The 20,463-nt window shown below is 63.1% G+C and carries 22 protein-coding genes; 14 read left to right on the top strand and 8 right to left on the bottom strand.

Features of this window, described 5'->3' with window-relative positions:
• Window positions 1–9 precede the first annotated feature (9 nt).
• The 10 genes from pgk to Q8S60_RS09105 all read left to right on the top strand — a co-directional run bounded on the left by pgk (window position 10) and on the right by Q8S60_RS09105 (window position 9,054).
• Window positions 10–1,218, top strand: coding sequence for a phosphoglycerate kinase (gene pgk / locus Q8S60_RS09150; protein WP_305326105.1), 1,209 nt, complete (start codon window positions 10–12; stop codon window positions 1,216–1,218).
• Between the two features lie 33 nt (window positions 1,219–1,251).
• The gene (locus tag Q8S60_RS09145; RefSeq protein WP_305326106.1) at window positions 1,252–2,271 is read left to right on the top strand and encodes a class I fructose-bisphosphate aldolase; all 1,020 of its coding nucleotides are present in this window, start codon (window positions 1,252–1,254) and stop codon (window positions 2,269–2,271) included.
• A gap of 85 nt (window positions 2,272–2,356) precedes the next feature.
• Window positions 2,357–3,031 carry a thiamine phosphate synthase gene (gene thiE / locus Q8S60_RS09140; RefSeq protein WP_305326107.1) on the top strand — a complete coding sequence of 225 codons (675 nt, stop codon included), beginning with the start codon at window positions 2,357–2,359 and terminating at the stop codon, window positions 3,029–3,031.
• Window positions 3,028–4,116 (top strand): tetratricopeptide repeat protein, encoded by a 1,089-nt coding sequence (locus tag Q8S60_RS09135; protein WP_305326108.1) that lies wholly within the window; start codon window positions 3,028–3,030, stop codon window positions 4,114–4,116. The genes thiE and Q8S60_RS09135 overlap by 4 nt, the downstream gene beginning before the upstream one ends.
• A gap of 139 nt (window positions 4,117–4,255) precedes the next feature.
• Entirely contained in the window at window positions 4,256–4,819 is a 564-nt protein-coding gene (efp, locus tag Q8S60_RS09130; protein WP_305326109.1) for an elongation factor P, read from the top strand.
• Window positions 4,820–4,830: 11 nt separating this feature from the next.
• Entirely contained in the window at window positions 4,831–5,637 is an 807-nt protein-coding gene (locus tag Q8S60_RS09125) for an inositol monophosphatase family protein (protein ID WP_305326110.1), read from the top strand.
• 343 nt (window positions 5,638–5,980) lie between these two features.
• Window positions 5,981–6,487 (top strand): OmpA family protein, encoded by a 507-nt coding sequence (locus tag Q8S60_RS09120; protein ID WP_305668487.1) that lies wholly within the window; start codon window positions 5,981–5,983, stop codon window positions 6,485–6,487.
• A gap of 128 nt (window positions 6,488–6,615) precedes the next feature.
• A complete protein-coding gene (locus Q8S60_RS09115; protein ID WP_305326112.1) occupies window positions 6,616–7,047 on the top strand; it encodes an OmpA family protein in 432 nt (143 codons plus the stop codon).
• Between the two features lie 21 nt (window positions 7,048–7,068).
• Complete coding sequence (locus Q8S60_RS09110; RefSeq protein WP_305326113.1) at window positions 7,069–8,031, top strand: flagellar motor protein MotA; 963 nt, start codon at window positions 7,069–7,071, stop codon at window positions 8,029–8,031.
• A 6-nt stretch (window positions 8,032–8,037) separates the two neighbouring features.
• Complete coding sequence (locus Q8S60_RS09105; RefSeq protein WP_305326114.1) at window positions 8,038–9,054, top strand: peptidoglycan -binding protein; 1,017 nt, start codon at window positions 8,038–8,040, stop codon at window positions 9,052–9,054.
• Between the two features lies 1 nt (window position 9,055).
• Here the strand turns inward: Q8S60_RS09105 and Q8S60_RS09100 are convergent, their stop codons facing one another.
• Both Q8S60_RS09100 and Q8S60_RS09095 read right to left on the bottom strand, forming a co-directional pair.
• Window positions 9,056–10,147, bottom strand: coding sequence for an SMP-30/gluconolactonase/LRE family protein (locus Q8S60_RS09100; RefSeq protein WP_305326115.1), 1,092 nt, complete (start codon window positions 10,145–10,147; stop codon window positions 9,056–9,058).
• A gap of 21 nt (window positions 10,148–10,168) precedes the next feature.
• The gene (locus tag Q8S60_RS09095; protein ID WP_305326116.1) at window positions 10,169–12,022 is read right to left on the bottom strand and encodes an ABC transporter transmembrane domain-containing protein; all 1,854 of its coding nucleotides are present in this window, start codon (window positions 12,020–12,022) and stop codon (window positions 10,169–10,171) included.
• 301 nt (window positions 12,023–12,323) lie between these two features.
• On the opposite strand from Q8S60_RS09095, the gene rpmE reads away from it, so the two are divergent.
• Window positions 12,324–12,545: a 50S ribosomal protein L31 gene (rpmE, locus tag Q8S60_RS09090; RefSeq protein ID WP_305326117.1), complete on the top strand. Its 222-nt coding sequence runs from the start codon at window positions 12,324–12,326 to the stop codon at window positions 12,543–12,545.
• Window positions 12,546–12,610: 65 nt separating this feature from the next.
• Here rpmE and Q8S60_RS09085 read toward each other — a convergent pair whose 3' ends face one another.
• Together Q8S60_RS09085 and Q8S60_RS09080 are read right to left on the bottom strand one after the other, a co-directional pair.
• Window positions 12,611–13,201, bottom strand: a complete 591-nt coding sequence (locus Q8S60_RS09085; protein WP_305326118.1) for a DUF1465 family protein — start codon at window positions 13,199–13,201, stop codon at window positions 12,611–12,613.
• A 360-nt stretch (window positions 13,202–13,561) separates the two neighbouring features.
• Window positions 13,562–13,762: a DUF1192 domain-containing protein gene (locus tag Q8S60_RS09080; RefSeq protein WP_305326119.1), complete on the bottom strand. Its 201-nt coding sequence runs from the start codon at window positions 13,760–13,762 to the stop codon at window positions 13,562–13,564.
• A 108-nt stretch (window positions 13,763–13,870) separates the two neighbouring features.
• Between Q8S60_RS09080 and Q8S60_RS09075 the strand changes: the two genes are divergently transcribed.
• The 3 genes from Q8S60_RS09075 (at window position 13,871) to Q8S60_RS09065 (ending at window position 16,490) form a co-directional block, all read left to right on the top strand.
• A complete protein-coding gene (locus Q8S60_RS09075) occupies window positions 13,871–14,869 on the top strand; it encodes an NAD(P)H-quinone oxidoreductase (RefSeq protein WP_305326120.1) in 999 nt (332 codons plus the stop codon).
• A 170-nt stretch (window positions 14,870–15,039) separates the two neighbouring features.
• Window positions 15,040–15,576, top strand: coding sequence for a YSC84-related protein (locus Q8S60_RS09070; RefSeq protein WP_305668486.1), 537 nt, complete (start codon window positions 15,040–15,042; stop codon window positions 15,574–15,576).
• Between the two features lie 185 nt (window positions 15,577–15,761).
• On the top strand, window positions 15,762–16,490 hold the full coding sequence (locus Q8S60_RS09065) for a DUF1013 domain-containing protein (RefSeq protein ID WP_305326122.1): 729 nt from the start codon (window positions 15,762–15,764) through the stop codon (window positions 16,488–16,490).
• 406 nt (window positions 16,491–16,896) lie between these two features.
• On the opposite strand, the gene Q8S60_RS09060 is transcribed toward Q8S60_RS09065, so the two are convergent.
• The 4 genes from Q8S60_RS09060 to Q8S60_RS09045 form a co-directional block, all read right to left on the bottom strand.
• Window positions 16,897–17,454: a hypothetical protein gene (locus tag Q8S60_RS09060; RefSeq protein ID WP_305326123.1), complete on the bottom strand. Its 558-nt coding sequence runs from the start codon at window positions 17,452–17,454 to the stop codon at window positions 16,897–16,899.
• A complete protein-coding gene (locus tag Q8S60_RS09055; protein ID WP_305668485.1) occupies window positions 17,454–17,732 on the bottom strand; it encodes a hypothetical protein in 279 nt (92 codons plus the stop codon). Before Q8S60_RS09055 ends, Q8S60_RS09060 begins: the two co-directional genes overlap by 1 nt.
• Window positions 17,733–17,809: 77 nt before the next feature.
• Window positions 17,810–18,355, bottom strand: a complete 546-nt coding sequence (locus Q8S60_RS09050) for a sigma-70 family RNA polymerase sigma factor (protein WP_305326125.1) — start codon at window positions 18,353–18,355, stop codon at window positions 17,810–17,812.
• A gap of 433 nt (window positions 18,356–18,788) precedes the next feature.
• Window positions 18,789–20,463: DUF1302 domain-containing protein (locus Q8S60_RS09045; RefSeq protein WP_305668484.1), on the bottom strand; the 1,675-nt coding region annotated here is incomplete at its 5' end.

Genomic DNA, 20,463 nt, shown 5'->3' with positions numbered 1-20,463 from the left:
CGTGCGTTCATGGCCGACTACAAGACGCTAGACGATCTCTTCGCCGCCGTCGGCCTGGACGGTCTCCGGATTCTCATCCGCGCAGACCTCAACGTGCCCGTGCAGGACGGCAAGGTTTCGGATGCGACGCGCCTCGAGCGCGTCGCACCGACCCTGAAGGAACTGGCCGGCAAGGGAGCCCGCGTAATCGTGCTCTCTCATTTCGGACGCCCCAAGGGTGCGCCGGAAGCCAAATATTCTCTTAGGCCGATTGCCGAGGCCTTGAGCGGCGTTGTCGGCAGCAAGGTCGGCTTCGCCGAAGATTGCGTTGGAGAGGTGGCCTCGAAAGCCGTCGGCGCCATGCAGCCGGGGACCATTCTTGTTCTCGAAAACACGCGCTTTCATGCGGGTGAAGAAAACAACGATCCCGAATTTGCCAAGACGTTGGCAAAAAACGGCAATGTTTACGTCAACGACGCTTTTTCCTGCGCCCACAGGGCGCACGGCTCGACCGAAGGCATTACGCATTTTCTGCCCTCCTATGCCGGTCGAGCCATGGAAGCGGAACTCGCCGCGCTCGACGCGGCCTTGGGCAACCCGAAGCGCCCGGTGGTCGCCATTGTCGGCGGCGCGAAGATATCGACCAAGATTTCGCTGCTCGGCAACCTCGTAAAAAAGGTCGACGCGCTGGTCATCGGCGGCGGCATGGCGAACACCTTCCTTGCCGCTCAGGGCAAGAAGGTCGGCAAGTCGCTTTGCGAGCCGGATCTGTTCGATACCGCGCGCCACATCATGGCCAACGCCCGCGCCGCGCATTGCGACATCGTTTTGCCGACGGATGTCGTGGTTGCGAAGGAGCTGAAAGCAGGCGCTTCGGCAAGAACCGTCTCCGTGGACGAAGTGCCGGAGGATGAAATGATCCTCGATGTCGGCGAGGGTACGCTGGCGCATCTGGCGGCGCGCTTCGAAACGGCAAGCACCGTGGTCTGGAACGGACCGCTCGGCGCCTTCGAAATCCCCCCATTCGACCGGGGTACGGTGGCCGCCGCGCGGATCGTCGCAATGCGCAGCAAGCAGGGCGAACTGATTTCCGTCGGCGGCGGCGGCGATACGGTGGCCGCCCTCAACGAAGCGGGGGCCGCCGAGGATTTCACATATGTTTCCGCCGCAGGCGGCGCATTTCTCGAATGGCTGGAAGGCGTTGAACTGCCGGGTGTCGCGGCGTTGAGCCGCGGATAACCGCATTAAGACTGGGATCAAGAGGGTAGACACATGACTGAGACGCTTGAATCGATTGCACAGGCGATGGTTGCGCCGGGCAAAGGCATTCTGGCCGCCGACGAAAGCTCCGGCACGATCAAGAAGCGCTTCGACGGCATCAACGTGGAATCGACGGCGGATACCCGCCGCGACTATCGCGAAATGCTTTTCCGCACCGACGAAGCGATGCAGAAATATATCTCCGGCGTGATCCTCTACGACGAGACGATCCGCCAGAAGGCGAAGGACGGTACGCCGCTCGTCGACCTTATTAAAAAGGCCGGTGCGATCCCGGGCATCAAGGTCGATGCCGGTGCGAAGGACATGCCGGGCTTTCCGGGCGAAAAAATCACCGAAGGCCTAGACGGCCTCGGCGAACGGCTTGCGGAATATTACGATCTCGGCGCACGCTTCGCGAAGTGGCGTGCGGTAATCGACATCGCCGGCGGCATCCCGACGCGGACCTGCCTCGAGGCCAATGCCGAAGCGCTCGCCCGCTATGCGGCGCTCTGCCAGCAGGCGAAGATCGTCCCGATCGTGGAACCGGAAGTCCTCATGGATGGCGGCCACGATGTCGACCGCTGCTTCGATGTAACCGAGGAAACGCTGCGCATCCTCTTCGACCGGCTCGGCGCACACCGGGTAAATCTCGAAGGCACGATCCTGAAGCCGAACATGGTGATTTCCGGCAAGAAGTGCGGCAAGCAGGCCGGTGTCGAAGAAGTGGCGGAAAAGACGATCGCCTGCTTCAAGCGCACCGTTCCCGCCGCCATTCCGGGCATCGTCTTCCTCTCCGGCGGCCAGTCGGACGAGGACGCGACAGCGCATCTGAACGCGATGAATGCCATCGGCGGCTTCCCCTGGAAGATGTCCTTCTCCTATGGTCGCGCATTGCAGGCAGCCCCGCTGAAAGCATGGAGCGGCAAGCCCGAGAATGTTCCGGCCGGCCAGAAGGCATTCCTGCATCGCGCGAAGATGAACGGGCTGGCGGCGCTTGGCGACTGGAAGAGCGCGCTGGAAAAGGCCGCCTGAAGCCGATATTTCACATCTTGCAGACGCCCCGCTCTCCTCGAGCGGGGCGTTTTGTTTTTGGACCGCATCAAGCTAAAACACGCCCATGTCAGACCAATCAGATCAGCGCCCCGCCTGCCGCCTCTATCTCATAACGCCGCCGCGTATCGAGCCGCGGGCGTTTGCCGATACCTTGAAAGCCGCGCTCGATGCCGGCGACGTAGCCTCCCTGCAGCTGCGGTTGAAGGGCGACAATGAAACACCGCCCACTGCCGACGATGTCCGCCGCGCGGCCGAAGTCCTGATGCCGATCGCGCAAGAGCGTGATGTCGCCTTCATCATTAACGACCGCGCCGATCTCGCCGCCGAACTCGGCGCGGACGGCGTCCATGTCGGACAAGGCGACATGACCTGCAAGGAAGCCCGCAAGCTTGTGGGATCGGACCGGGTCGTCGGCGTCACCTGTCATGCATCGCGGCACCTCGCGATGGAAGCGGGAGAAGCAGGTGCTGACTATGTGGCTTTCGGGGCCTTTTACGAAACCGACACAAAAACGCCTATAAGTAAGGCCGAACCTGAAATCCTGACATGGTGGTCGAACCTGTTCATCCTGCCTTGCGTCGCAATCGGAGGTATCACCGTGGCCAACGCCGCACCCCTCGTCCGCGCCGGAGCCGATTTTCTTGCGGTCTCGTCGGGCGTCTGGGCCTATGCGGATGGACCGGCGGCGGCAGTACGGGCGCTGAACGTGGTCATGGTCGAGGAAAGCGCAAACAGATGAGGCACATTGCTTTTGCGCTCTCGCTTGCCACGGTGGCGGGGCTTGCCGCGTCCCTGCCCGTCGTAGCGCAGAACGCTCCTTCGCCCCGCGCGGAGCAAGAAAAGCCCGCCGACGGCCCAATGGCGCCCGCGCTCGCCGCCTACCGGGAAGGAAAATATGAAGCGGCCCGCCTCGCCGCGACGCCGCTTGCCGAAAAGGGCAACGTCACGGCGCAACTTATGCTCGGCTCGATCTACAATAATGGCGAAGGCGTAACGGCCAATCCCGAAGAGGCGGCCAAATGGTTCGGGAAAGCGGCTGCGCAAGGCGATGCCGGCGCCCAATACGCGCTCGGCATGCTGATGGAATACGGGCAAATCGAAAGCGCCAGCCCCGAGGCCGCCCGCAAGCATTTTGCCGCGGCAGCAGATCAGGGTCACCTGGCCGCCCAGGCTGAACTCGGCATGATGTACACGACCGGGCACGGCGGGCCGAAAGACATTAACAAGGCCGCAAGCCTGTTCGAAAGCGCCGCCAGGAGCGGCAACGCCAACGCCCAGTACTATCTCGGCACACTCTATGCCGCCGGACGGGGCAAGCGTGAAGACCTCGCCGAAGCAGCGCGGCTTTTTACCCTCGCCGCCGACCAGGGCCAGCCGCAGGCGGCCTATCAGCTCGGTTTGATGTTTCAGGACGGTATCGCGGTGGAAAAGAACGCCGCCAAGGCGGCCCGCCGTTTCGCCGCCGCGGCGGAAAAGGGCGTTCCCGGCGCCCAGACATCGCTCGCTTTCGCCTATCTCAACGGGGAGGGAGTGGAACGCAACGATACGCTGGCAGCGAAGTGGTTTGCCGAGGCGGCGATGCGCGGCGATCCCCTCGCCCAGGATCGGCTGGCCCGCCTCTATTTCCTTGGGCAGGGCGTGGCGCGCGACATTGCCGCGGCTTTCCTCTGGCTTTCGCTGGCGGAACGGGGCGGCCTCGAGGACGACACCCTGCGGAACGCCATGGAGCCGGAAATAACGCCGGAAATCCGCGCCAAGGTTGAAGCGGATATCAAAAAATGGGAGGCGGGCGGGGAAAGTCCTGCCCCGGCCGCCGCAAACTGAGCGGCCGCTGGAGGCGGCCACGCGCCGCGCAGGACGGAATTGCTCTGTGCATTGGCAGCGCATGATGTTATCAGAGCGCCGGTTACGGCCTCCATGTGAGGCCGCCTTGCTCCATTCCATTCCCACAACTGAGCGTCCCATGAAGATCAACGGCAACGAAATCCGCCCCGGCAACGTCATCGAGCATGAGGGCGGCCTCTGGGCGGCAGTCAAGGTGCAGCATGTAAAGCCCGGAAAGGGCGGCGCCTTCGCGCAGGTGGAGCTGAAAAACCTGGTCGACGGCCGCAAGCTCAACGAACGCTTCCGCTCCGCGGAAACCGTCGAGCGCGTGCGCCTCGAACAGAAGGACTATCAGTATCTCTACGAGAATGACGGGATGCTGACCTTCATGGACAATGAGACCTACGAGCAGATCGAGCTGTCGAAGGAATGGGTCGGCGACCGCGCCGCCTTCCTGCAGGACGGTATGAAGGTGACCGTGGAAAGCCACGAGGGCAAGGCGCTGGGCATTTCCCTTCCCGATCAGGTGGTGCTCGAAATCACCGAAACCGAACCGACCGTAAAAGGCCAGACAGCCACCAGCTCCTACAAGCCGGCGCTTCTGGAAAACGGCGTCCGCGTGATGGTGCCGCCGTTCATCACGACCGGCGAGCGCATCGTGGTCGACACGAACGAAGTCACCTATCTCCGCCGCGCCGACTGAACCGAGCAAGCATGTCCCGACATACACCTTCGATGAGCGTCATGGTCGCGGCCGCCCGCAAGGCAGCGCGCGGTCTTCAGCGCGACTTCGGCGAGGTGGAGAACCTCCAGGTATCGCTGAAGGGGCCCGCGAATTTCGTCACCGCCGCCGACAAGAAGGCGGAGAAAGTAATTTTTCAGGAGCTGTCGAAGGCCCGTCCGGGTTACGGCTTCCTGATGGAGGAGGGCGGCGTTGTCGAGGGCGCGGACAAGTCGCATCGCTGGATCATCGATCCACTCGACGGCACGACGAACTTCCTGCACGGCATCCCGATGTTCTCGATCTCCATCGGCCTGGAGCGCGAGGGGCAGATCGTGGCGGGCCTCGTCTACAACCCGATTTCGGACGAAATGTTCATCGCCGAAAAGGGTCAGGGCGCCTTCCTGAACGATCGCCGCATCCGCGTCGCCGCGCGGCGCGAACTTGCGCAATCGGTCGTTGCCTGCGGCACGCCGGATCTCGGCAGGCCGGAGCATGAGCGCTACCTCACCGAACTTCGCCAGGTCATGCTTCAGGTGGCAGGCGTCCGTCGCATGGGCTCCGCCGCGCTCGATCTTGCCTATGTCGCCGCCGGCCGCTTCGATGCCTATTGGGAGGCGAACCTCGCCCCCTGGGACGTCGCGGCGGGGATTATCCTCGTGCGCGAGGCTGGCGGCTTCGTCAGCGATCTTAGCGGGCGCGAAGACATGCTGAAGACCGGCGGCATTCTGGCCGGCAACGAAACGCTGCACCGCCAACTCGGCGACGTGCTGAAAAAGGCGCATAAACCCGCCGTTTGACGGGTCGATAAACTTCAGTCTCGCGCACACGGCCAAAATCATACCGTTAGTTCCGGCGGGCCCGCGTGTTAGGCTTCCGATGGATGCCGATTGCATCCCTTGCGAGCCAAAAACCACGTGGGACGGAACCATGACGGGCTTCGCGACAAATACCTTCAATAGCAAGCGCGGCACCGGTCTTCGCCGTTCCTGCCCATTCCTGCTCTGCGCCTTGCTGGGATTGGCCACCTCCGCACCCCCGGCGGCTGCCGACCCACTCCTCAACGACACGCTTGAAAAGGTGACGAATACAACCGGGCAGGCGGTTTCCGGCACGGTCCGCATGCCCCCGGGGGAAGACGCAATGCAAGCCGACCGGCCGCTCTCTTCCGTCGGCGGGATCGGGCAGGACATAACGCGGCCCGTGGGCGTCTTGACCGCACCGGCCCCCTCCTCGCCTGCTTCATCCACGGAACCCGCACCGGCTCCGCGCACCAATCCGGACCCGTACCGCTCTTACGATGCTTTCCGGCCCTACACTCCCGGCATCCTGCCTCGCGGAACACTTGCCCGCATTTACTTCCAGCCTGGCGAATCGACCCTCGATCCTTCCGCCCAGAACCAGGTTGCGGGCTTCGCTAATTCTTTCGGCAACCGCGTCGGCAATGTCGAGATCAGAGGCTATGCCGACCGCGCCAGCGGAGACGATGCACGCGCAAGCGATCTCGCCATGCGACGCGCGCTGGCCGTGAAGGAGGCGCTTCACCGGCAGGGCGTCGAAACGGGCCGCGTCCGGGCGAGCGGCATGGGCAACACCGACGTCGCGGATGCAGCCGAAGACCGCGTCGACATTCTCTTCGACGGATACTGAACGCCCACCTTCTCTTTCCAGCCCGAATTCCGCCCGATTCGCCGCCTACACGCCTCACAGCCGAGGCCTGTTCCCGTTCGGCGAACATGCCTAGACTAAGGCCGACGCTCGCCGCCACGGATAACCCGATGATCGACAGCACAAAGAGAAAGCCCGCAGTCCGGTTCGGCACGGCGCTGCTGGTTTTCGCGCTGCTCTTCGCGGTCCACAATCGCGCCGGCGCCGCCGAGGCGCCGCTCGCACCGCCCGAACAGGCACTCCTTCGCGTCGTCTTCGAGCCCGAAGAATCGGCACTCGATCAGACCGCGCGCGAAAATCTGAACGCCTTCGCAACGGATTTCGCGAAGAGAAGCGGCAGGCTCGAAATCAAGGCCTATGCCGGCCCGCCTCACGACACTTCGTCCAACGCACGGCGGCTGGCCTTGCGGCGCGCACTTTCCGTGCGCCGCGAACTGGTCGGCGGCGGTATCGTGGTGGAACGCATCTATGTACGCGCCCTCGGGGGCACTTCCGACAGCGGGCCGCAGGACCGGGTGGACATCAAGCTTTTCGGCGGCTGACAGACAGGGGCAGAGAGACGCATGGCGAAGGACTACAAGGACGGCTTCGGGCTTTCCCAGCCGCGAACCTACCTGACGAGAATGTTCCTCTTTCTCGTTCTCGCGGGCTTCGTCGTGGCAATCCTCTACAAGCAGATCGAAATCGCATTTCTCGCCAATCCGGGACTGAACGGCCTTATCCTCGGCGTGCTGGTGATCGGCATTCTCTATGCCTACCGGCAGGTGCAGGCAATCGGTCCGGAAGTACGCTGGGTGAACGATTTCCGCCGCGCCGACCCGGGCCTCGCGCTGCCTCCGCCGCCCCGCCTGCTTGCGCCCATGGCGACCATGCTCGGCGACCGCAAGGGCCGCATGCAGCTCAACGCCATGTCGATGCGGTCCATCCTCGACTCGCTCGGCTCGCGGCTCGACGAACAGCGCGAGATATCGCGCTACATCATCGGGCTCCTCATCTTCCTTGGCCTTCTGGGCACCTTTTGGGGCCTGCTTACGACGGTGACCTCCGTGGCAGGCACGATCCAGGGCTTGAGCGTCGAAGGGGCCGACCCCGCCACCGTCTTCGCCAATCTGAAATCCGGGCTCGACGGGCCCCTGCGCGGCATGGGCACGGCATTCTCATCGTCGCTGTTCGGGCTTGCCGGTTCGCTGTTGCTCGGCTTTCTCGACCTGCAAGCCGGTCAGGCACAAAACCGCTTCTACAATGAGCTCGAGGAATGGCTCTCGACGGTGACCAATCTCGGCGAGATCGACCCGTCGGCTCCCGCCCTGCTCAGCGAGACGGCACGCCGCCTCCGCAACATCGAACAGTCCCTGTCGTCCGCGGAAAGCCCCTCCAGCGCCTCACTGGTGGCGCTGACGGGCCAGATCACGGCTCTGACGGAGCAGATGAGGCAGGAGCAACAACTGATCCGGCAGATGGCGCAGAACCAGCAGGGCCTGCAGCCGGTTCTCGAGGAAATCGCCCGCCGTCTGCGCGAGGGCTGAGGCATCATGGCGCTCTCAAGCAGACGCATTCGCGGAAGAGCTCCCAGCGCGGATTACTGGCCGGGCTTCGTCGACGCCATGTCGAGCCTGCTGCTGGTGCTGATCTTCCTGCTGACGATCTTCATGATAACGCAGTTCTTCCTGAGCCAGCTTGTGAGCAACAAGGACTCGGCGCTTGAGAATCTGCGCAGCCAGATCGCGGAACTGGTGAACCAGCTGGCGCTGGAGCGGAGCGAAAAGGCCGATCTGCAGGCGACAATTCTCTCGCTGCAGGACTCGCTCGCCGCCGCGACCGCCGAGAAGGACCATCTTGCCAGCCTCGCCGACGACGCATCCGGCGCGCGGGTGGCCGAGCTTGAAAGCAAGCTGTCCGAGGAGCAGAAGATTTCAAGCGAAGCGCTGTCGCAGGTCGAACTGCTGAACCAGCAGATATCGGCGCTCCGCCGTCAGCTTGCGACACTTGAAGCGGCGCTGGAAGCGGCCGAGGTCAAGGATCGCGAGCAGCAGGTGCAGATCGCCGATCTCGGCCGCCGGCTCAACGCGGCACTGGCCCAGAAGGTGCAGGAACTGGCGAAATATCGCTCGGAATTTTTTGGCCGGCTGCGGGCAATCCTCGGCGACCGTCAGGACATAGAAATCGTCGGTGACCGCTTCGCCATGCAATCGGAAATCTTTTTCGAATCCGGTTCGGCCGATATCAACCCATCGGGTCAGGAACAACTCGACAAGATCGCGACGGCCGTGCGCGAAATCGCGGCAGAAATTCCGGACGATATCCCTTGGGTTTTGCGCGTGGACGGACACACCGACGCGAACCCGATCGCGACGCCGCAATTTCCCTCGAACTGGTATCTCTCCAGCGCCCGCGCCATCGCGGTCGTCAATTACCTGATCGAGAGGGGCGTGCCGCAGAGCAGGCTGGTAGCGGCGGGCTTCGGCCAGTATCACCCGCTCGCCGAAGGGCGCGGTCCGGCCGAAAACCGGCGCAACCGCCGCATCGAATTCAAGCTGACGGAACGCTGACCTAGTAGGCGCGCATTTCCTTCGACTGCGTGCAGACGAGCACGCGTGGCTCGAAGACCTGTCCGAGCAGCATCTTGTCGCCATAGCCGGCGGCGGTGCTGATACCCGAGATTTCCTCGCCGAAATTGAGATAGATCGTGCCCGCCTTCTTCTCGCCGGGCTCGATCCTCACCACCTGGCTCGGCGAAAGCTCTGCCGGATCGGAGGCGTGAGCGACGAAATCGAGAAGCTTCGGATGCGCGGCGATGAGGAGCGTGCCGTCCGGCTGTACGTCGATATTGTCGACACCTGTGCCGAGGCGAACATGATCGAAAGGCGTAAGTTCACCCGTCTCCACATTGCGCTCGTAAACATAGAGGCTCATGCCCAAAGTCGAGGCGACATAAAGCGTCGTGCCCTCGGGGCTCACATTGATTCCGTTCGGGTAGCTGAGCGTATCCGCCGCGACCCGCGCCGCCACGCCGTCGAAATAGACCGCATTGGCGTTGCGAAGCAGCAGCGCGTCGTCGATCATCCGGCCGATGCCGCCGGAGCCGTGATCGTTCGTGGCATAAAAGCTTTCCGGCCCGACACCCACAACGTCGTTCAGCGACACGAAGAGCGGATCGGAGACGCTTCTCGCGTGGGAGAGGGTACCGTCCTCCGCAATATCGAATATCTCGACGGCTTCGCCGCCGCCTGCCGGATGGTTGACCGCAAAGAGCCGCCGCGCACCGCCCTCGCCCACGTAAAGGCTGATGCCATGCGGCCGGAAATCCTCCGGCGCTGAGGGCGTCACCGGATAGAGGGCCCATTCCGCATCCGGCTGCTTGAGGTCGATGACATAGATGCCGCCGCGCACGCCCCCGCCGCCCGGCGCACCGGACCGCACCGCGCGGCGATCGTATGCCGAGACATAGGCGAGGCCACGCTCGTGATCGATGGCGAGATCCTCAGGCCCCGGTACCGCTTCGATGGCACGGCAATCGGCGGCGATTTCCTGCCGGATGCCGGTGAAATATCCCGACGCCGACAAGAAGCGCCAGGTGAGAACGCTGCCCGCCACGATAAGCGCGAGCACCACATAGCCCGCGATCTGCCAATGTCTGGACATCGTCTCCCCCTGAATATTCCGTTAGCTGCCGATACCGGCATTGGTGCGCGCATCCGCCGCCTCGACAATATCGCGGTTGGCCGCGAATTGCAGCCGCGCGAGACGCGCATAGAGGCCCCCCTGCCTCACAAGTTCGTCATGTGTGCCGGAGGCGACGACACGCCCCTCCTCCATCACGACGATGCGGTCGGCCTTCAGAACCGTGGCGAGCCTGTGCGCGATGACGAGCGTGGTCCGGCCTTCCATGAGGCCTTCGAGCGCCTGCTGCACCAGCGTTTCGCTCTCGGCATCGAGCGCACTGGTCGCCTCGTCGAGAAGCAGCACCGGCGAATTGCGGAGGATGGCGCGGGCGATGGCGATGCGCTGCCGCTGACCGCCGGAGAGCGTGACGCCCCGCTCGCCCACCTGGGTTTCGTAACCTTGCGGCAATTGCATGATGAAATCGTCGATCCGCGCCGCCCGCGCCGCCGCGCGAACTTCGTCGTCGCTGGCGTCCGGCCGGCCATAGCGGATGTTCTCCGCCACGCTCGCACCGAATACGACCGTCTCCTGCGGCACGACGGCGAGACGGCCGCGCACATCGCGCGGGTCCGCATGGCGCACATCAACACCGTCGAGCCGGACATGGCCCGACTGGGGATCGTAGAAACGGAGGAGAAGCTGAAAGACGGTGCTCTTGCCCGCGCCCGAAGGTCCGACAAGCGCGACCGTTTCGCCTGGCGCGACAGTAAGCGAAAAACCATGCAGCGCCGAGACGCGCGGCCGCGTCGGATAGGCGAAAGTGACGTTGTCGAAGGCGATCTCGCCCTGCGGTTCGGGCAACATGACGGGGTTCGCCGGCGCGGCGATTTCAGGTTCGACGTCGAGAAGCTCCATCAACCGTTCGGTCGCGCCCGCCGCCATCTGGATATCACCCCAGATTTCCGACAATGCCGCGAGCGCCGATGCCGCGAAAACCGCATAGAGGATAAATTCGAGAAGCTCACCGCCCGTCATCGTGTCGGAGAGAACCGCGTTCGCGCCCACCCACAGGACGCCGACGACGCTGGAGAGGCCGAAGAAGAATATCAGCGCCGTCAGCACCGCCCGCGCCATGATGCGCGAGCGCGCCGTCTCGAACGCGCGCTCGACCGTGCTGCCGAAGCGCTCGTTGTCGATCGGCTCATGCGTGAAGGCCTGCACGATCTGGATGGCGTTGAGGCTCTCCGTGCCGAAGGCGCTCGTATCCGCGAGCCGGTCCTGCGCGGAGCGCGACAGGCGCCGCACCCAGCGCCCGAACACGATGAGCGGCAGGAGAATGGCGGGAATGGCGAGAAGCACGAGACTGGAAAGATAGGGGCTCGTCGCCGCCATCATCGCCGCCGCGCCGAAGAAAAGGAAGATATTGCGCAACGCGATCGAGGCGGAGGAGCCGACGACCGTCTTGATGAGCGTCGTGTCTGCCGTAAGGCGCGACAGGACTTCGCCCGTTCGCGTTAGCTCGAAAAACGCCGGCGAGAGCTGCAGCACATGCTCGTAGACCGCTCGGCGGATGTCGGCGACGACGCGTTCGCCGATCCAGCTTACGAAGAAAAACCGCGAAGCGCTGGCGACGCCGAGAATGAGAGCGACGAGAACGAGAGCGATGAAATACTGGTCGATGAAGACCGCATTCTCGCGGCTGAATCCGTTGTCGATCAGACGCCGGCCCGCCATCGGTATGGCGAGCGTCGCGAGCGTCGCGAAGACGAGCGAGACGAAGGCGAGCCCGACCATGACCCGGTACCGGGCAAGGAACGGCATGAGCCGCAGAATGGGCCGCACCGCCTTGGCGGGCTTGCGCCGTTGCGCTTCTTCCTCGATGGCCTCGACGACCGGATTGGATATGTCGCTCATGCGCTTTCGCCGGTTCGTGCTTCGGGAGGGGCACCCTAATCCCTTTAAGGGCGCCCGGGCATAATTTCGGCGCGCGGCTGGTATAGCAATCCCCGCCTTGCCTGAGCAACGCCGGGAAGCCGCGAAAAACTGCGGCATCTCCGCACAAAAGCGCCAGCTTGAGCAAAGGGAATGACTGGCGAGACTGGCCTTGCAACAGCCTCCCGGCTTCGCTATAAGCCCCCATTCCGGCAGCGCGGCACCTTCACCGAAGGGGCCTTCGCGCGCCATTTAGAGACACCGCTTCAGGAAGCCGCGAGCCATGAAGAAAGACATTCATCCGGACTACCACTTCATCACCGTTCAGATGAACGATGGGTCCACCTACAGGACCCGTTCGACCTATGGCTCGGAAGGCGACACGCTGGTGCTCGACATCGACCCGACGACGCATCCGGCGTGGACGGGCGGCGGCCAGCAGATCCTCGATCGCGGCGGCCGCGTGAGCCGCTTCAAGAAGAAGTTCGGCTTTATCGGCAGCTAGGCCGCAAGCCTCTCGAGATACGAAAAGCCCCGCTTTCGCGGGGCTTTTTTGTTGTCCTGACTGCTTCAATCGGGCCGGTTCCTGCGGCGCCCGAACTCGCGGCGCGGCAGACCGATGGCAAGGTTTTCGCGGAAGAAATCCTCCACACGGCGCAACTGCTCGGCCAGCGGATGGTTCTGCGTCACGGGCTCCGCCGTTTCGCGCAGGCGGGCATCGAGACGCTCGACGCGGGCGTAAAGCCGCTCGGACCGCCGGATCAGCTCCTGCAACTCGGACGGCAGGGCCTCGACACCATCAAAGCGCGGCTGGCGGCCGATTTCCTTGGTGGCGAGACGATACTTCTCCGAATTCGCCTCTTCCGGCGTGATCTCGCCTTCGTGTACCGCCTTGCGGACCAGGAGCCACGAGGCCACCTGCATCAACCGGGTGGTAAGGCGCATGCTCTCGCCCGCATAGGCGAGCGAAGCGTCGCGCGGCAGCGAACGGGCGGCCTGCCGGCCCGGCCCGTCCAGATAGGCCGAGGTTTCCTCGACCAGACGCATGCCTTCGTTGTAGGTGCGCTGAAACAGCCCCGACGCCATGAATTCCGACAAGGTGACGCACTCGGCGCCGGCGAAGGCGACTTCTTCGCCATTCTCGATTTCGTGAACGCTCATTCCCGCGATCCCCATCCCGATCTTGATCCTGCCGCGGGCTTCTGCCCCATACCGGCACATACAGGGTCCTGAGGATCAATATCCGTGCCACGAAAACGGGCAGACACGGGACGATGGGTAAGGAACAACAAAAAAGAGCCGCGGGAATGCCCGCGGCTCAAGTTCTAACAGGGAGGCGTCAAACAGAGTGGATAGGAGCCACTCAGAAATCCAGAAGACTGGATTACGCAAGGTCACCCTAGCGCCTTCATTCCTAACAGGAAGTTAATCTTGTGGCAATTTGACGCGGCAGATGTTTTCCGGATGAACCCGGCAGGTGTCACAGAAACAAAATATTTTCCAATGACTTAGCCGGTCTGACTATTTTTTGAACACTGCCTCGGCGGCCGAAAGTGAACCGCGCTTGCGGGCGAGCTGGTCCCGAATTCGGTCAATCTCCGCCTCCAGCAAAGTGATTCGGTCTTCCAGCTCCTCGATGCCGAGAAGGCTCAGATCCTCTTTCGCCAGCGCCGTGAGAGCCTCGCCCCGCCGCTTACGCGGTTCCAGATCGTCGTCGGCCATCCTGCTTCTCCCTCCGGTCGTATCGCCCGGTTGCCAGTTTGGGGACCGCAAGCTAGACCTGCAATCCAGCCCGCGCCTGCCTCCCCTTCAAAGCTCCGAGGTGCCGACATGCCGACGCTCCCCAGAACCATGAAAGCGATTGCGATCCGCGAGCCGGGCGGCCCCGACGTGCTGGAATTGCGCGAGATCGCGACGCCGGAACCGGGCCATGGCGAAATCCTCATAAAGGTCGCGGCGGCGGGCGTGAACCGGCCGGACACTATCCAGCGCATGGGCCTCTATCCGGCCCCGCCGGGCTCGCCCGAAACGCCGGGCCTCGAGGTCGCCGGCGAGGTGGTCGCGACGGGACCGGGCGTAACGCTGTGGAAAACCGGCGACAAGGTTTGCGCGCTCGTCGGCGGTGGCGGCTATGCCGAATACTGCCTCGCACATGAGGCGCATGCCCTGCCCGTTCCGCACGGTTTCACGATGACGGAAGCGGCGGCGCTGCCGGAAACGTTCTTCACCGTCTGGACCAACGTGTTCGAACGCGGCGCGCTGAAGGCCGGCGAGACGTTTCTCGTGCATGGCGGTTCGAGCGGCATCGGCACGACGGCGATCCAGCTCGCGAACCTTTTCGGCGCGACCGTGATCGCGACGGCGGGCTCCGCAGAGAAATGCGCGGCCTGCGAAAAACTCGGCGCGCATGCCGCGATCAACTACCGTGAAAAGGATTTCGCCGAGGAAGCGAAGCGGCTGACGGAGGGACGCGGCGTCGACGTGATCCTCGACATGGTCGGCGGCGACTACATCGCCCGCAACATTCAAGCCTCCGCAACGGACGGACGGATCGTTTCCATCGCCTTCCTGAACGGCTCCGTCGCGGAAGTGAACTTCATGCCCGTGATGCTGAAACGGCTGACGCTGACGGGGTCGACCTTGCGGCCGCGCAGCATCGAGGAGAAGGCGGCGCTGGCATCGGCGCTCAAGGCGAAAGTGTGGCCGCTGCTCGATGCCGGCCGCGTAAAGCCGCAGATCGACACGGTTTTCCCGCTGGCGGAAGCGGCGAAAGCTCATTCGCTTATGGAAAAAAGCAGCCATATCGGCAAGATCGTGCTGACGGTCTGAATCTATTTCCCGTCTTACGGAACCTTCCTTTCCCTGGTTCGTAGTTATGGCGGGCGGCAGGACGCTCCGACGCGAAGCATGGCAAATGCTCAGCACAAGGAGCACGCCCGGTTCAACGATTTTCCACTACACAGGGACAACACAACATGGCCACCACAAGGCGCAGCCTAATGGCATTTCTCGTCGCATTCGCGGCGCTGGTTTCATTCGGAACCCTGGAGAGCGCGAAGGCCGCAACGGCGGAAGATCTCAACACCGAGGCCCAGCACGCACTCGACAAGCTCTACAAGACCAACTCGGTCGCCAAGGACATTTCCGGGCAGGCGAAAGCCATCCTCGTCTTCCCGAGCATCGTGAAGGCCGGCCTCGTCTTCGGCGGCGCCTATGGCGAAGGCGTGCTGATGGAAGGCGGCAACGTGAACCGCTACTACAATTCCGTGACCGGATCGTGGGGCCTGCAGGCGGGCGCCCAGTCCTACGGCTATGCGGTTTTCCTGATGAACGACAAGGCCGTGGACTACCTGAAGGAGACGCATGGCTGGGAAGTCGGCGTTGGCCCGACGGTCGTCGTGGTCGACGAGGGCGTCGCCAAGAACCTCTCGACCTCGACGCTGAAGGAGGACGCCTATGCGTTCATCTTCGACCAGTCCGGCCTGATGGCCGGCATCAGCATCGAGGGCACGAAGATCACCGAGATCAACCGCTAACCCTCTGACACCGCACGAAAAGGCCGGAATCCGCGAGGGTTCCGGCCTTTTCACATTTCCGTTGCGCCCGCTCATTCCCGCTTTCATTGACCGGCTTTTCGCCTTATATAACGGCCTAATCCACTCATCGATGGACATGAAAAGCGGTTTATCCGGGAAGCCCCGGGTGGATCAGAGGAATCGACATGACCCAACCCCTTATGCCCAAGGCGACGGCCGTCTGGCTCGTCGAGAACACTTCGCTCACTTTCGATCAAGTGGCGGATTTCTGCGGTCTTCACGTGCTGGAAGTGAAGGGGATCGCCGATGGCGACGTGGCGCAGGGCATCAAGGGCATGGACCCGGTGGCCTCCGGCCAGCTCAGCCGCGCGGAAATCGAACGCTGCCAGAACGACCCCTCGACGCGGCTGCAAGCCTCTGAAAGCAAATACAAATTGCCGCCCATGCCGGTACGCAAGGGGCCCCGCTACACCCCCGTCTCGCGCCGCCAGGACCGCCCGGACGCCATCGCCTGGCTGCTCCGCAACCACCCCGAACTGACGGATGCGCAGGTCTCCAAACTCGTCGGCACGACCAAGCCGACGATCCAGTCCGTGCGCGACCGGAGCCACTGGAACTCGCCGAACATCAAGCCGGTCGACCCCGTAACCCTCGGACTTTGCACGCAGATCGAGCTCGACGCCGCGGTCCAGAAGGCCGCCCGCAAGGCCGAACGCGAACGCAAGAAGGCCAACAAGGCCGCCGGCACCCCGGAAACGCTGCTGCCCGCGAGCGAAACGACGGCGCCCGTGCACGCGACCATCGCCGCGCCGGAAAAGAAGCCGGAAGTCGACGAGGAAAAGCGCTCCTACGACGCCGACAGCGTCTTCGCGAAGCTGAAGGACGTGAAAATCGAAGAGGACGACGAGGAGTAATCCCCGCCCTTTTCGCGGCGACTGTCACAATTCAAAAGGCGCGGGAAACCGCGCCTTTTTTGTTTGCGGTTTTGCCTGTCACCGAACTGTCATGAAAATGTCACGGAGAGGGGTTTTTATTCCTCTGTGTACGGAGCGATATGCGGATTTGAAAAAATTTATCCCCGCTTTTGAAGATACGCCGTTTCTTCCCACCCTCCCCCTGTGGGAGGGTCAAACCGCTGCAAGCGGTTTGGGGAGGGGTCGCGGAGATGCGGGTATAAATCGCACGCGCGCCACTCGTCTTCCGCCGCTACCCCTCCCCGAAATTCGCTGCGCAAATTTCGACCCTCCCACAGGGGGAGGGTGGAGAAAGGCAAGAGGGGATAAGTTTCAGCAAATATATTTTTTGCGACCGTCCCCTCGCTCACTTGTCCCCGGGGGTGCCCCCACCGGACGCGCCTTCTCCGGACGGGAAAGGCGAGCCGCCGCCGATGGAGAATGTCGGGCCGGGGCCGCGCTTCTGCAAAAAGAAATCCCCGGGCTCCGGCGCATGGAGAAGGAGATCGGCGAGGGCGCGCCGCTGCGCCAGATCGAGCTTCGGCGCCGCCGTCACGATCAGGTTGATGAAGCCTGCCCCGAACTCCTCCATCGCGGCGTTGAGTGCCTTTCCTTTTTCCGCGATTTCCTCCGCCTGCGGATTTTCCTTCGAGAGGGCTTCCGCGAAAGCCGCACGCGCCGCGGAAGCGCGATGCGCACGCTCCGCCGCCGCCTCGCCGTCCCGCTCCAGGAGCCGCGCGAGAAGCAGCCGGTCTTCCAGACCGAACTCCGGCATCTTCATCGCCGTAGGCATGGGCAGCGGATACGACATCGTGAAAGCGGGCCTCGGACCCGGCACCAGCAGCAAGGCGACGACGAAGCCGAGAAGCCCCGCATTCACAAGGAGCGAGCCAACGAGAAGATGCTCGAGCCGAAACCTGCGCATCAGAGATAACCTCCGGTTGTGACGCTCTGCATCACACCCAGCATGAGCGTCCTGACGAGCGCGCCTGCCTGAATGTCGATGAGACAGACGGCAAGGACTGCCCCCGCCGAAAAGCTGGCCAGCGACGCACCGACGATGCGGGGCCGCAGCAGAAAACCCGAAAGATCGACGGTCGCGGAACGCGTGGCCGGCCCGGCAAACGCCGCGGCTGCGATCCGTTCGGCAAGGCCGCCGGGCGCGCGCGACAGGCCATCCTCTTCCGCCGCCCGCCGCAGCAAGGCCTCGACGGCCCCCTCCCCCGGAGCCGGACGGAGAGAAAAGCGCCGCGTCCAAGAGCCCACAATATCCTCCCACCCTATCGCCATTTTTCGAGGTCCCCCAAAACCCTCTGAAGATTGGCACGACCGCGCTTGAGCAACGACTCCAGCGCGTAAACGGTCACTTCCAGAATAGCGGCCGCCTCCTCGTTCGAGTAGCCCTGATAGTAGCGCAGAACGATCGCGGAGCGCTGTGTCAGCGGAAGCGTCATGAGTGCCGCCTGCACCTTGCGCGCAATACCGCGTTCATGCGCCCGCTCATGGGGACCGGGCTCCGGGTCCACAAACAACTCGTCATCCATCGCAACATGGCTGCCGGGCTTCCTGCGGCGCATGTAATCGATGCAGATGCGGCGCGCGAGAACCATAAGCCATGCCTCGAAAGGCAGACGCTCTCCGTCCCACCTGTGACCGTTGCGCCAGACGCGAAGAAAGACATCCTGCACGAGATCTTCCGCATCCGTGCGGTTGCCGGTAACGCGGGCGCAATAACCATAGACATGGTTTACATGCCGGCCGACGAGAACCTGGAATGCACCGCCATCCCCGGCCGCGGAGCACGCAGCCAACTCCTCGTCGGTCATCTCCGAAAACGACGCCCCCAAAACAGCCTCCCCAACCGGACCGGGGGGCCAACTCCCCGCTTCCGTTCCGACCGCCGCGCCTGGCATGGAAGAAAAACGTGCGGCGGTAAAATTTCCGTCGAAAACGAGCCCGGTATTTCCGCCGTCTGCGTATCTATTTACAGGTTCGGCAACGGGGCGCTCCCGCACCTCGCCGCCGAACCACTTGCTCCGGCGGTTCATGTATTCCCTCCCGGTCAGTCAGGCAGGGGCATCCCTCAAATGCAGGAATTGGGACCGCCGGAGTTTTTTCGGTTTCTCTTCGGCTTCTCCAGATCGAAAAAGACAGCAGGCCGTTCCAGAAAGGGGCGGCCTGCTCTTTTTTTCCTTTCGGCCGCATGAGGACGCGCCGTCCCCGAAGGAACGGCGCGTTTTCCGTGCGGCCTGCCCGAACTCAGAAGGCGTAGGAGACCGTGAAGGACGCAAAGTCCTTGTCGTAGCTGGAGTTGTAATACTCGTTGCCGAAACGGTTGGTCCAACTGACCGATGCCGACCATGATTGCCAGGAGGCATTCGTCCCGACCGTCACGGCCTTGGTACCCTCCACGAAGCCCGGTCCGATGGGCCCCGCGGAATAGCCCTTCACGTCATGCCCGAACTGCACGAAGGGCTGCAGCTTCCACGCGCTGTCGAAGACATTGTTGTAGTCGGCGAGCGCGGCGAGCCTGTAGCCCCAGGAGAAGCTGTCGGCATATTGCACCGTTCCGCAGCCGCAGGAATCGCCAAGGATGAGGTTGGCGATGGCGTTGGGATGCGCTTCGCCCGAACGGGCCGTCGCGAGATATCCGGTGGCGGAGTTGTAGTCCCGGATCCACTGGAAGCCCGCATTGCCGATAAGGATGACGAGATCCGAACCGATTGCCCCCGTGAAGGGGTTCGACGACGCGAGCGTGCTCGTCGTGCCGAACTGGCCCGTCACGGTGTCATATTTGGAGTAGCCCAGGATGGCATCGCCTTCGGAGACGTCCGAACCCGAATAGATGCTGTCGAGCGAAACGCCGTATATTCCCGAGAGAGCGGCGCCGAGAGCCGGGTTGTAGTTCTTGAAATAATTCTCGACGTCGTGCGCGTTGATTTCGACATCCGACAACTGGAAGGGCATCTCGAAGGTGTAGAGGAGTTCGCCCTGAAGTGCCGTACCGCCGAGAAGATTGGCGAGCGAGGTGTTGAAGCTGAACCCGAGCTCCTGAATGTCCTCCACGTAGACGCTCTGATACTCCTTCGTGTTCGACGCGTTCGCGAGATCGACCGGGATGCTGCCCGTGATCGTGATCGTGCTGAGATCGGCCGCGGTGAAGGTGCCGATGGGCAGTTTCGAATGGTAGTTCACGAAATAGACACCGAACTCCGTGCCCTGGTTGACCCAGTCCGCGTAGTAACGCATGGCCAGGCCGTACTGGCCCTGATCTCCCGCTTCATCGTCCGCGATGCGCGGAATGTAGATCGGCGCGGCGTCGGGATCGTCGGTACCGGCGGCCGTGACGCCACTCAACACATAGGCACCGCCTTCGCAGGCCGAATCCGTGGTGCTGAAGAAGGTGCCGCAGGCATCGAGCTTCGTCCGCTCATAGGCGAAGGTGTAGAAGCCTTCCACCGAGAATTCATACGGCAAACCGAGCGAGAAGAAGGCGGAGCCTTCCGGCAGCAGCGCTTCCTTGATCTCCGATCCGGGCGTGCGCAACGCCTGGAGGTCGACCGGCAGATACGAGTTGATGCCGCCGGGGATGAAAACGCTTTCACCCCAGTTCACGACCTGGCGTCCGACGCGAACCGACAATGGCGAGCCATTGGCATCGAAATTTCCGTAGACGAAGGCATCGAGAATTTCGATGTCGGAGCCGGCCTCATCGCGCGGGCGCGAACCCCTGTAGGCATCGTTCATCGGACGATTGCCGAAGCGCGTCGACACGTCGCCCTGATGCTCGGCATTCCAGTAATCGTAGAACGCCTTGACGCGCATGAAGCCGCCGTAATTTTCGTAGGTCACGCCGATGTCCGAGACGGCTTTCGCGACGACCGAAACCGGATCGTAGCGTTCGGTATTGACGTTGCCGTCATCGTCGTTGGTG

This window comes from Parvibaculum sp. (genome assembly GCF_030694575.1).
In the GTDB taxonomy this organism is placed as follows: Bacteria; Pseudomonadota; Alphaproteobacteria; order Parvibaculales; family Parvibaculaceae; genus Parvibaculum.
The sequence above is the reverse complement of the archived record's forward strand: the minus strand, read 5'-3'. Positions and strand labels throughout refer to the sequence as shown.